This window comes from Micromonospora sicca (assembly GCF_003172935.1).
GTDB classification, from domain to species: Bacteria; Actinomycetota; Actinomycetes; order Mycobacteriales; family Micromonosporaceae; genus Micromonospora; species Micromonospora sicca.
This window is the reverse complement of record NZ_QGKS01000271.1, coordinates 1-11979: the sequence shown is the minus strand read 5'-3', so window position 1 is coordinate 11979 and position 11979 is coordinate 1. Positions and strand designations below refer to the sequence as shown.

Annotated in this window: 11 protein-coding genes; 6 read left to right on the top strand and 5 right to left on the bottom strand. The window is 71.5% G+C overall.

The features are described 5' to 3' along the window. Positions 1-83: 83 nt before the first annotated feature. On the bottom strand, positions 84-836 hold the full coding sequence (locus tag DKT69_RS21615; protein ID WP_109803342.1) for a dienelactone hydrolase family protein: 753 nt from the start codon (positions 834-836) through the stop codon (positions 84-86). 135 nt (positions 837-971) lie between these two features. Between DKT69_RS21615 and DKT69_RS21610 the strand changes: the two genes are divergently transcribed. Continuing rightward, positions 972-1496 carry a GNAT family N-acetyltransferase gene (locus DKT69_RS21610; protein WP_109803374.1) on the top strand — a complete coding sequence of 175 codons (525 nt, stop codon included), beginning with the start codon at positions 972-974 and terminating at the stop codon, positions 1494-1496. A 50-nt stretch (positions 1497-1546) separates the two neighbouring features. Continuing rightward, positions 1547-1918: a hypothetical protein gene (locus DKT69_RS21605; RefSeq protein ID WP_109803341.1), complete on the top strand. Its 372-nt coding sequence runs from the start codon at positions 1547-1549 to the stop codon at positions 1916-1918. 127 nt (positions 1919-2045) lie between these two features. Here DKT69_RS21605 and DKT69_RS21600 read toward each other — a convergent pair whose 3' ends face one another. Next, positions 2046-6308: a carboxypeptidase regulatory-like domain-containing protein gene (locus tag DKT69_RS21600; RefSeq protein WP_161557920.1), complete on the bottom strand. Its 4263-nt coding sequence runs from the start codon at positions 6306-6308 to the stop codon at positions 2046-2048. Between the two features lie 644 nt (positions 6309-6952). Here DKT69_RS21600 and DKT69_RS21595 point away from each other — a divergent pair. Both DKT69_RS21595 and DKT69_RS21590 read left to right on the top strand, forming a co-directional pair. Then, positions 6953-7348, top strand: coding sequence for a winged helix-turn-helix domain-containing protein (locus DKT69_RS21595; RefSeq protein ID WP_161557919.1), 396 nt, complete (start codon positions 6953-6955; stop codon positions 7346-7348). A gap of 111 nt (positions 7349-7459) precedes the next feature. After that, positions 7460-8203, top strand: a complete 744-nt coding sequence (locus DKT69_RS21590) for a L,D-transpeptidase family protein (protein WP_109803338.1) — start codon at positions 7460-7462, stop codon at positions 8201-8203. A 31-nt stretch (positions 8204-8234) separates the two neighbouring features. Here DKT69_RS21590 and DKT69_RS21585 read toward each other — a convergent pair whose 3' ends face one another. Both DKT69_RS21585 and DKT69_RS38450 read right to left on the bottom strand, forming a co-directional pair. After that, positions 8235-9416 carry a CaiB/BaiF CoA transferase family protein gene (locus tag DKT69_RS21585; protein ID WP_109803337.1) on the bottom strand — a complete coding sequence of 394 codons (1182 nt, stop codon included), beginning with the start codon at positions 9414-9416 and terminating at the stop codon, positions 8235-8237. Further along, entirely contained in the window at positions 9413-9559 is a 147-nt protein-coding gene (locus DKT69_RS38450) for a hypothetical protein (protein WP_161557918.1), read from the bottom strand. The genes DKT69_RS21585 and DKT69_RS38450 overlap by 4 nt, the downstream gene beginning before the upstream one ends. Before the next feature lie 20 nt (positions 9560-9579). On the opposite strand from DKT69_RS38450, the gene DKT69_RS21580 reads away from it, so the two are divergent. Beyond that, positions 9580-9981: a DUF2267 domain-containing protein gene (locus tag DKT69_RS21580; RefSeq protein WP_109803336.1), complete on the top strand. Its 402-nt coding sequence runs from the start codon at positions 9580-9582 to the stop codon at positions 9979-9981. A 17-nt stretch (positions 9982-9998) separates the two neighbouring features. Continuing rightward, complete coding sequence (locus DKT69_RS21575; RefSeq protein ID WP_109803335.1) at positions 9999-10763, top strand: DUF427 domain-containing protein; 765 nt, start codon at positions 9999-10001, stop codon at positions 10761-10763. An 82-nt stretch (positions 10764-10845) separates the two neighbouring features. Here DKT69_RS21575 and DKT69_RS21570 read toward each other — a convergent pair. Further along, positions 10846-11979: MFS transporter (locus DKT69_RS21570; RefSeq protein ID WP_109803334.1), on the bottom strand; the 1134-nt coding region annotated here is incomplete at its 5' end.

Sequence of the window (11979 nt, the reverse complement as noted above, 5' to 3'; positions counted from 1 at the left end):
GCGGCGGTTACCCGGCCGGTGGCGGGTGAATCGTGCCCGGTCGGGTCATCTGCGTCGGGCGGCGGCCCCGCCACCGGCGCGGGTCAGCGGCGGAACGTGCGGTCGAGCAGGTCGAACAGGGCGGCCCAGTGCCGCTCGGTGGCCTGCTCGTCGTACATGGCGGTGTCGGCCATGGTGAAGCCGTGCGGCGCGCCCGCGTACCGCTCGGAGCGGTAGGTGACCCCGGCGGCGTCGAGCGTCTTCTCCAGGGCGGCGATCTGCTCGGCGGTCATCGACTGGTCGTGGTCGGCGTGGGCGAAGTACACCTCGCCGGTGACCGACCCGACGCCCAGGTGCGGGCTGTCCGGGGCGTCGGTGACGACCCGGCCGGCGTGGAAGCTCGCCAGGGCCGCGATCCGGTCCGGGTGCGCCTCGATCGCGCGCAGGGCGTTGGTGCCGCCCATGCAGTAGCCGGTGATGGCGACCGGCCCCGCCGCGACGTCCTCCCGCGCCGCCAGGAAGTCCAGGTACGCACCGGCGTCGCGGGCGACCACGTCCGGGGTCAGCGCCCCGATGAACGGCATGAGCTGCCCGAAGATCTCGCCCCGGCGCTCCGGGTCGGCGAGTCCCGACAGGTCGACCAGCGGCGCCCGGCCGGCCCGGTAGAACAGGTTGGGCACCAGCACCACGTAGCCCTGGGTGGCGATCCGTTCGGCCATCTCGGCCAGCCGGGGCCGCAGCCCGAACGCGTCCATGAAGACCAGGACCGCCGGGAACGGCGCGTCCCCGTCCGGCCGGGCCAGGTACGCGTCGGCGACACCGTCGCTGGTCGGCACGTCCACGGTCGTCGTTCCCACCCGCAAACCTCCTCGTGATCGTCCCGCCGTGCACGCTACCCCCGGCCTTGCGGCCGGGCATGTCGAGGTGACCCTCGCGGGCCGCCGCCGAAAATCGGGCGCGTGCCCCGTCCCGGTGCGCCTATCGTGTCCGCGATGCTGATCAGACGCGAAACCCCCGCCGACGTCGACGCCATCCGCGCCGTGCACAGCGCCGCCTTCGCCAAGGCCGACGCCCCGGAAGCCGTACCCGTCGAGGCGACGCTGGTCGACGCGCTCCGCGCGGACGACGGCTGGCTGCCCGCGCTCTCCCTCGTCGCCACCGATTCGGGCGGCGAGGTCGTCGGTCACGTGGTCTGCACCCGGGGCACGGTGGCCGGCGCGCCGGTCGCGCTCGGGCTGGGACCGCTCGGGGTGCTGCCGGCCTGGCAGCGCCGCGGCGTCGGCTCCGCGCTGATGCACGCGGTGCTGGGCGCCGCCGACGCGCTCGGCGAACCCCTGGTGGTGCTGCTCGGGCACCCGGAGTACTACCCGCGGTTCGGGTTCCGGCCGGCGGTGGAGTTGGGGGTGACGCCGCCGGGTCCGTGGGGGCCGAGGTTCTTCATGGCCCGCCCCCTGGGCGCCTGGCAGCCCACGATCCGGGGCGAGTTCGCGTACGTGAAGCCCTTCGCCGACCTCTAGTTCACGGCATCGGGTTGGGGCATGCTGGGTGGATGGGAGAGGTGCGACCGATGCCCAGCTTCGGTGACCTGTTCACCGACCTGCGCGGCGACGACCGGACGATGCGCGTCAGCTACCACCCGGACCGCGGCGCGGTGGTGGTGTCCCTGTGGAGCGGCATGCTGTGCCGCGGCTCCTTCCGGATGCCCGTCGACGACGTGCGCAAGCTGACGGCACTGCTCACCGAGATCGAGACGTCGGTCGCGGCGGCGGCGCCGACCGGACCATCGCCGTCCGCCCCGGTCGGCGGCGGCCCCGTGGCGGGGACGGCCGTCGCGGGCAGGACCGTGCGGCCGGCGCCGGCCGTCGACCAGACCGGCGACATCTCGGGTACGCACCACCGCACCGCCCTGCCGATCCTGCCCGCGCCCCGGGTGGCGTAGCCACCGACCGCCGGGCCGCAGGACAAGCGCCCGGAGCGCCCACGTGTGTGATCGGTCCGCCAGCCGTTGTACATGGGCCGGGCCCGCGCCGATCGATCGGCGCGGGCCCGGTGATCTCACACCCCGGTCAGCAGGTCTCGGGGCGTAGGGCGAAGTCGGTGGTGACCGTCTTGCCCGCCTTGATCGTCACCGTCTGGGTCTGCGGGATCCAACCGTCCCGGGCCGCGATCACCTGGAACGGGTTGGCACCCTGCGGTGCCCAGATGGCGTACCGGCCGTTGGCGTCGGCCTTGAGGGTGAACGTCCATCCCTTCTTGCCGTTGACCTGGACCGTGGCACCGCGCAGCGCAGCGCTCTTGCCCTGGCAGTCGACCCCGGTGACGGTGCCGGCCAGCTTGCCCCAGTCCTTGGGCGGCTGCACCACCATCGTCACGTCGATCGGCGCCACCGCGTACGGGGTGTCGGACTTGACCCCGAGCTGGGCGGTGTAGGTGCCGGGCTGGGCCACGCCCTCGGCCGCGGCGTCGAGCGTGACGGTCACCGTGACGCTCTGCCCGGGTTGCAGCGTCGCCGTGGTCGGGGACGCGGACAGCCACGGAACGTCGGTGACGGTGGCGCACTGGTCGAAGCCGGGCAGCAGTTCGCTCTCCGGCGTCGGGGTGAACCCGCCGGTCGATCCACCGACCTTCACGAACCCGCAGGCCGCCCCGGCCCGGTAGCGGGCGAAGTTGGCGTTGGGCAGCGCCGACCAGGAGTTGGCCGCCGGATCGTACGCCCAGCCCTGGTTGGTGACGATGGTGGAGTTGTTGATGACGCCGGTGGACAGCAGCAGCAGGCCGTTGGCGGTGTCGGCGGCCACGCCCCAGAAGTCGACCGGCAGGTCGGCCAGCTGAGTCCAGGTGTTGCTGCCCGGGTTGTAGCCGTAGGTGCTCTTCAGGGTCGTCGGCCCGTTGCCGCCGGCGCAGTAGACCGTGCCGTTGATGCCGCCGCAGCCCTGCCAGGCCACCGCGACCGGGTACGGCGCGACGGTGGTGAAGGTGTCGGCTCCCGGGTTGTACCGGACGACGGCGTTGGACTTGGCGCAGGTGCCGTCCACGCACCCGCCGACCAGGTAGATCTGGCCGTCGACGACGGCGATGCCGGGGGCTGCCCTCGGTGCCGGGTTGGCTGTGGCCCGGGTCTGCCAGGCGTTGGTGGTGGGGTCGTAGACGTGGACCTTGGCCGACGGGTTGCCGGCGGCGTCCCAGCCGCCGAACACGTACAGCTTGCCGTCGACGAACGCCGCCGCCGGCTTCTCGAGTGCCGCGGGCAGGTCGGCGATCCGCGTCCAGATGTTCGTCGCCGGGTCGTACACGTAGCTGTTGGCGAGGTTGGCGGTGGCGGAGGCGCCGCCCACCGAGTACACCTTGCCGTCGTACGCGGCGACGGCGTTGTCCATGACGGAGATCGGGTAGTTGGCGGTGTTGACCCATGGCGGTGCGTACGGTGACGGTTCGACCGGATCACCGGCCTTGCTGTCGCCCCGCCAGGCGATCGAGGTGCCGCTGCCCTTGACCAGGTTGTTCTGCAGTGGCGCGCCGCGCGGTCCGAGGATCTCGAAACCGCCGCGCCGTTCGGACAGTTCCACGCTGGCCGGGGCGTTGCCGGTGTTGCTGATCGTCGTCTGCACCGTCGTCTTCTGTCCGAGCGTCTGGGTGCCGGTCAGCGATGGTGGGGTGATGGTCAGCCGGCCGGCCTTGAGCGCGTAGTCGGCCCGGGTGGCCCGGTCGGCCGCGACGTTCACGGTGGCGGTGGCGGACCCGTAGTTGCCGCTCGCCGCCGTGAACGGGTGGTCCCCGGTCAGGGAGGAGAACAGCCAGTAGAAGCCGTCGCCGAGGTTGCCGTCGTCGGGGGTCGGCCCGGCGGTGGCCTTCTCGGCGGGCTTGTCCACGCTGGTCACCGTCGCGCCGTTGAGGCCGGTCGAGGTGTTGCCGTCGAGCACCTGGCCGAGGACGAGGCCGCCCGGCACCGGGTCGCAGGCCCGGTTGACGACGGAGACGTTGTCGACCTCCCACCACCAGGCGAAGCTGCCGCGGTAGTGGAAGCGGATCCGCACGTCGGCCTTCCCGGCGGCCTGCGGGACCTGCAGTTCCACGAGCACCGGTCCGCGCCGGCTGGCGGTGGTCCAGTTCGCCACGGTCACCCAGGTGGTGCCGCCGTCGACGCTCACGTCGACGTTGGCGAAGCCGTTGAGTGCCCGGTAGTCGCTGTTGAACCTCAGCACCGGCGACGGCACGGCGGTCAGGTCCAGCGCCGGGGTGACCAGGTCGGTGTCGATCGTGGTGCCGGAGCCGGCCGCGTCGCTGTCGGCGATGGCGTACTTGCCGGTGCCGCCGGTGAGGTTGCCCCGGTTGCGCGGGTCGGTGAACACCCACCCGCCGCTGGCGGTGCGGTTGGTCACGGTCCAGCCCGGCGGAATGGTACCGGAGTCGAACTGCTCGGTGAGCTGCGGATCGCCGTAGTTGAACCGGTACCCGGCGGCGGTGCAGGTGTTCTCGACGGCGAGGCCGAAGTCCTTTGTCTGGTCGCCGTCGCCGACGGTGACTTGCGCGGCGCCCTGTTGGTAAGCCGGGTACATCGCCTTGACGGTGAGGCCGTACTCGCCCCTGGGCAGGTCGACGGTGTACGCGCCGGTGGCGGGGTCGGTGAAGACCGGGCCGCCCGGCTTGCCGGCGACATCGATGCGCGCGTACAGCGGCCAGCCGTGCCCGGAGCCGTCCTTGACCATGCCGGAGACCCTGCGCATCGGCACGGCGTCGAGGGTGAAGTTCGCCGTCACGGTGCCGCCGTCGGTGACGGTGACCGTCTGGGTCTTCGGCGCGTAGCCGAACGCCGACGCGGTCAGCTCGTGCTGCCCGGCCGGCAGGGTCAGGCGGTAGCTGCCCTGGTCGTCGGTGACGGTGCCGCTGCCGCCGACGCGGATGGCGGCGCCGGCGATCGGCGCGCCACCGGACTTGGTGACCTTGCCGGTCACCTCACCTCGCGGCCCGGCGACGCAGTTCGGGAACTTCATCGCGCCGACCCGGGTCTGCCACGTGGCGGAGCTGGTGGTGGTCAGGTACTCGGAGGTGAACCAGAAGGTGCAGCCGTCGGTCGGGTCCACCGACATCGAACTGTAGTCGCCCCAGCGGGCCGCCGAGTGGGTCTGCGCGCCGGTGCCCGCGATCAGCGTCCGTTCGCTCTGCCCCAGTTGGCCCAGCGGGTCGCCGGAGAGCCGGCCGGCCATCCGGATCGACGGGTACGACGTGGTGCCCGACGCCGAGTAGCCGAACGCGATGTTGCCGGTGACGTCGATCGCCCCGCTGGCCATCCAGCGGTGTTCGGCGTCGGGGGCGTAGGTGCCCTGCTGGTTGATCCGCCAGTTGGTGGGCGAGGTGCTCTGCAGTTCGTACCAGCGCACGCCGGCGTGGTCGGTGCCGTCGGTGTCCACGGTGTGGTTGAGCACGATCGAGGCGTGGTCGCCGAAGTTGCGGTACGCGGCCCGGTACATCAGCCGGTCGGCGATGGAGTCCAGCCGCGCCGAGGTGCCCTGCTGTGGGATGCAGGTGCGGGCGTAGTTGCACATGTTCGAGTCGAACGGTGCGGTCTCCAGGTAGCGGCTGGGGGCGAGGTTGTTGCCGAAGGTGGAGTTCGCCGGGTTGGCCCAGTCGACCGCGAAGTCCCACATCAACAGCCGGTCGGTGGGCGAGATGCCCCACGCGTCGTCGTCGAACATGACGAACGGGTTCGGTGCGCCGGCCGGTGGGGCGAGCCCTTCGGAGTCGGCGGGCAGCAGGCCGCCGAAGTCCGGGCCGAGGTGGAAGTAGACCATCCGGGCCGGTTGCCCGGCGAGCATCTTCTCCCGCTCGAACGCCACCGCGCCGGCGCCGACGAAGGACGGCGCGAACTCGTTGGTCGTCATGTAGTAGGCGTCCGGCCAGATCCCGTACTTGGGGTAGTCGTTCATCCGGGTCTGGTGGTAGAGGAAGTCGTACCGGTAGTAGGCGCCGGTCGGGTCCGGGGTCTGGGAGATGGCCATGCACTGGTGGTTGCCGGCCGATCCGCCGGGCAGGGCGAACTGGGTGATCATCCACCGGTCGGCAGTCTCGTCGTAGAGCACGACGGGGTCGCCGTCGTTCCTGGTCTCGCACGGTCCGCCGAAGCCTGCGAACAGCGCGTTGCCGGGCAGGGGCCCGAGCAGCAGATTGCCGGTCTTGCTGTAGACGGCGTAGTGCAGGTTCACCATCTGCACGTAGTGGTTGGGGCCCACGTCGCCGTTGGTGTCCGGCGGCAGCACCCCGTCGACGTTGCCGACGCCTTCGAAGTTGGCGGTGAACTCGGGTATTTGGCTGGCGGTGACGCCCTGTTGCACGGCGTCGCTTCCGGCCTTGGCTGCCCGGTCCGCCGCTTGGCGATCCAGCGAGCGAGCCGGTTGCGCCGCAGTTTTGGAGTCCTGGGCACGATTGTTTTTGGGTGAGATGTCGCGCAGTTTTCGAGATAGGTCATGCTTGACCGCTTGGCGCACCTCCGCTTTCGCGGCCGCGGGTGCGGGGGATTCGGTGTCGACGGGTTCGGCAACCGCCGGAAGGGGACTGAGGAGCAGGACCAGGGCAGCCAACGCGGCCACCGGGCCCGCCCTCAGCATTCCTTTTCGCGTTTCGCGCATCGGACGATGACCTCCTCGCTGGCGGCGGGCAAGGGTGCCTCGGCCCGCCGAGGGTGCAGGACGCGGAAACCGCTGGTAGGCGGCGTCCTGCGATCATCGTCGATGTGCTGTGATCTTCCTTCAAGGTCAAAAGGCGGGCAGGAATGGGGCAATATCGGTTCAAGATTGGGCCGCAGGTTTGAACGATCAACGGTTCATATTGACGGTGCCTCCTGCAAGTTGCTTTCCTTCAGGGCATGAGCAGTTCTGCGGGGGATTTTGACGAACAGCCGGTCATACTCTGCGTGACCGCCAGCCGCAACAAGCGGGCGCAGGTGGCTCGCCTGATGAGCGGCCGCGGAGTCGTGTTGATGTTTCCCGATCTGAAGGCAGTCCGCGCCGTGCTCTTCGACGGCACGGCGACATCCGCCACCGCCGGCCCGGCGAAAGGTGCGGTCGCGTTGGGCAGACTGACAGTCGACCAACACCTGCAACAGGTCAGCTGGGCCGGTGAGGTACTCCCACTGACCCGCCTGGAGCGGGAGGTCCTCGTCGCGCTGGCCAGCCCGCCACTGCGGGTCTGGACCTACCGGCAGCTCTACGAGCGGATCTGGCGCGCGGACTACCTGAACGACGCCTCGGCCGTCCGGGCCACCGTCAAACGACTGCGCGCGAAGCTACGCGACGCCAGCGCCACCATCGCCGTGGACTCGGTGCGCGGAGTGGGTTTTTCCCTGGTGGGCACCACGTCGCACAGCCGACAGTAAGCGCGCCCCCGCCGCGACCGTCACGATATCGGTATCAAGGGTCGCCAAAGGGCAGCGGCCCCTCGCCTCCCCGAACTACCGTGAAGTGCAGGAGTTCGGAAGGGAGGGACGATGGTTCCCATCTCGCCACACACCATCCACCAACGCCGCCCCGGCGCACGCACTGCGCTCGGGTTGGCCGCCCTCACGGCCGCCACCAGCCTGCTCGTTCCCGCCACGCCGGCGGCGGCAGGCAGCGCCGCAGCGGCCAGCACGTCGTTCGCCGCCCAGACGCTCGCCACGACGGCTCAGCCCGTCCTGCGGCAGGGTTCGCGCGGCACGGCGGTGGTCAACCTTCAGCGGCGGCTCGCGGCCCTGCACTACGACGTGGGCTCCGCCGACGGGATCTTCGGACCCTCGACGCATCACGCGGTCGTCGCCTTCCAGAAGGTGAACAGCCTGACCCGGGACGGGATCGTCGGGCCGCGCACGTGGGCAGCCCTCGGCCACCCGGTGGTTCCGAAGCCGAAGTACACGCACTCCGGGTACTCGCTGGAGGCGAACCTGACCAGGCAGGTGCTGTACCTGGCGCGCGGCGGGTCGGTGGTACGCATCCTGGACGCCTCGAGCGGGAAGTCCAGCACCCCGACGCCCACCGGCAACTACACCATCCAACGCCGCATCGACGGCTGGCGGCAGAGCGACCTCGGCCTGCTGTGGCGGCCGAACTACTTCTACCGCGGCTATGCGGTGCACGGCGCCACGTCCGTCCCGAACTACCCGGCCAGTCACGGCTGCGTCCGGGTGCCGATCCCGGCCATGAACCGGCTGTGGTCGGTCATCGGGGTCGGCGTACCGGTGCACGTCTACCGCTGACCGCGCCGACCCGGCCGGTTGGGTTGGGCGCTCAGCCGTTCTCGGTGCCTGCGGCGTCTGGCCCGCCGGCGGCCAGCCAGGCCAGCACCTCGGCGGTGTGCTCACCGAGCCGGGGCGGTGGCCGGTGGTAGGCCGGGGGCGCACCCGACAGCGTGATCGGGTTGGCGACCTGGCGCGCCGGTTGCCCCCGTTCCGGCCCGTCGATGTCCACGACCGGCGCCAGCCCCAGTTCCGTGGCGAGGCTGAAGGCTCCGGCGAGGTCGTTGACCGGCCCGCACGGCACGCCGCGGCGGCTGAGCGCCGCGGCCAGGTCGTCGGCGGACCGCAGCGCCGTCCGCTCGGACAACGTGGCGATGAGCGCTTCGCGGTGGCGTACCCGGTCGGCGTTGCCGGCGTAGCGCGGGTCCGCGGCGACGGCGGGGATGCCCAGCGTCCGGCACAGGGCGCCGAACTGCGCGTCGGTGCCGACCGCCACCGCGAGCGGCCGATCGGCGGTGGGCAGCAGCTCGTACGGCACGATGCTGGGGTGCGCGTTGCCCAGGATGCCCGGAACCACGCCGGCTGAGACGTACCCGGATGCCTGGTTGACCAGCGCGGACAGCAGCGACGACAGCAGGTTGACCTCGACGTGCTGGCCGGCGCCGGTGGCTTCGCGGTGGCGCAGGGCGGCCAGGATGCCGACGGTGGCGTGCAGCCCGGTGATCACGTCGACCAGGGCGACCCCGGCCTTGACCGGCTCGCCCGGTCGGGCTCCGGTCACACTCATCAGGCCGCCGACGGCTTGGACGAGCAGGTCGTATCCGGGTCGGTCGGCGCCCGCGCCGGAGCCGAAACCGGTGATCGAGCAGTAGACGGCACGCGGGTTGGCGACGGCGATGTCGGCGTAACCCAGGCCGTGGCGTTCCATCGTGCCGGGGCGGAAGTTCTGCACGATCACGTCCGCCCGGTGCGCCAGGTGACGAGCGGCGGTCAGGTCGCCCGGATCGGTCAGGTCGAGCGTCACCGACCGCTTGTTGCGGTTGAGGGACAGGTAGTAGGTAGCGGTGCCGTCAGGGTCGTAGGGCGGACCCCAGGCACGCGTGTCGTCCCCCGCGCCGGGCCGTTCCACCTTCACCACGTCGGCCCCGAGGTCGGCCAGCAGCATGGTGGCGTACGGCCCGGCGAGAACCCGGCTGAAGTCGGCGACGAGCACCCCGTCGAGAGACCCGGTCATGCGGCCCACTCCTTCACGACGACGTGGTGCGTCACCGGCAACGCCCGCCTGTCGTCGTCGCTCACCCTAGTGAGCAGGTCGACGCCGGCCGCCAGCCCTTCCTCGTTTGACGTGCCGGTGCGCGGGAAGACGCCGCTGACCATCCGAGAGAGAGGCCCTGAAGGTGGACGACAACGAGTTCATCGGCTTGGTGGCGAAACGCTCAGGGACGTCACCGGAGCAGGCGACCGCCCTCACCCGGGCCACGCTGACGACCCTGGCGGAACGGATCGACGGCGGCGAGGCGCGTGACCTCGCCGGCCAGCTTCCGGAGGGACTGCGGGCGTACGCCTTCGCCTCCGGCGAGACCGCCGAGCGGTTCGGCCTCGACGTCTTCGTGCAACGGGTCAGCGGACGCGCCGACGTCGACGTGACACAGGCGAAGGACGGGGTCACCACGGTGTTCGACGTCCTCCGCGAGGCCCTCGCACCCGAGGGGTACGACGACGTCGTGTCCCAACTCCCGGCGGAGTTCGCTGAGGTGGCCGACCCGACCGCGCCGTTCGTGCAGCGCACCCGCGGTTAGCGCGGGCGGAGGGCGAGATGCCGGGCTATCCGAAGGCGATCGCGGAGGTCGACCGCGTCGAGCCGGCGCCCCGCCGGATCCGCGCGTTCGTCGCCGGCGAGCAGGTGCTGGACACCACCGGCGCGCGGTACGTGTGGGAGTGGCAGTTCTACCCCCAGTACTACATCCCGGTCGCCGACGTGGCCCGTGCTCTCCTGGTCGACGAACAGCGCACGGAGCAGTCCCGGCGCGGCACCGCCCGGCTGCACGGGCTGCGGGTCGGCGACACCTCCCGTCCGTCGTGCGGGCGATGGTACGGAGACGACGCGCTGCCCGGGTTGCGGGACACGATCCGGTTCGACTGGGCCGCGATGGACGGCTGGTTCGAGGAGGACGAAGAGGTCTTCGTGCACCCCCGCAACCCGTACGCCCGGGCGGACGCGCTGCGCTCCACCCGCACCGTACGGGTGGAGCTCGACGGGACCGTCCTGGCCGAGTCGACGTCGCCCGTGCTGCTCTTCGAGACCGGGCTGCCGACCCGGTACTACCTCAACCGCACGAGCGTGGACTTCCGGCACCTCGTGCCGTCGGCGACGACGACCTCCTGCCCGTACAAGGGGCGGACCGGCCGCTACTGGTCCGTCCGCGCCGACGGCACGGTCCACCCGGACCTGGCCTGGTCGTACGACTTCCCCACCGGCGCGCTCCTGCCGATCGCCGGCCTGGTCGCCTTCTACAACGAGAAGGTCGACCTGATCGTCGACGGGGAGCGGCTGGCCCGACCGAAGACGCACTTCTCCTGACGCCCACGACGGCCGGTGTGCCTGTTTGGTCCACAGAGGGGCCGGCGGACCACTTCGGACCGGGGCGGCGAGCTGCGCTGTGTCAGGTGTGACTCCGGGCCAGTTCCCGCTCGTGCTGCGGCACATGGTCGTGTCGGGGCAGCAGGAGCGGGGTCGTCAGGATGAGGAGACCGGCGATCGCGATCGCGGTCCGGGGGCTGGTGAGACCGGCCAGCAGGCCCCACAGGGCGGTCATGGCCGCGATGGTGGCCTTGCTGGTGACCGACCACGCCGACAGGGCGCGGGCGACCCGGTCCGGCGCGGTCTGGTCGAGCCGGTAGGTGGCGAACACCGGGTTGAACACGCCCATGCAGGTGATCAGCCCGAGCTCGACGGCAATGACGAGCACGAGACCGGCAACGCCCGGGCGGATGAAGGCCAACCCGAGCGACCAGCAGGCGCGCAGCGCCCCGGCGGTGAGCATGACCCTGTGCCGCCCGAACCGCGCGACCAGTCGGTGGGCCAGTCGGGCGCCGACCAGACCGCCGAGGCAGGGCACCGCGAAGGCCAGGCCGTACTGCCAGGGGGCGAACCCGAGGTGGCCGAGCATGAGGACGGCGAGCAGTGGCGAGGTCGCCATGATCAGGCTGCTGACCAGGATCGTGTTGAAGAACAGCGGGCGCAGCACCGGGTGGGTGAGGATGTGCCGCCACCCGTCGAGCAGGTCGCCGGCGCGCAGCCGCGGCGGTGCCTCGGTTCGCACGGTGCGCGGTTCCCGGCCGCCGATCGCCCGGATCCCCACCGCGGAGAGCAGGTAGCTGACCGCGTCGGCCACCACCGTCATCACCGGGCCGAACAGCCCGATCGCGGCCCCGCCGAGCGGCGGTCCGAGCACGGTCGCGGTCCAGTTGGTGGCCTCGAACCGCCCGTTCGCGACGAGCAGATCCCGCGGCGGTACGAGCGCCTTCAGGTAGGCGCCGCCGGCCGCCGTGAACGTGATGTCGGCCGCGGCGACGACGACCGACACGACCAGGAGCTGGACGAATCTGAGCCAGCCGAGCGCGAACGCGACGGGGACGCTCATCAGTGCCGCGAACCGGGTCAGGTCCATCGCGACCATCACCGGCCGCTTGCGCCGGAACTCCATCCAGGGGCCCAGCGGCACCGCCACCGCCGCCCCCACCGCGAGCCCCGCGGCCGCCAGCACCGCCACCTCGGTGGGCCCGGAGTGCAGCAC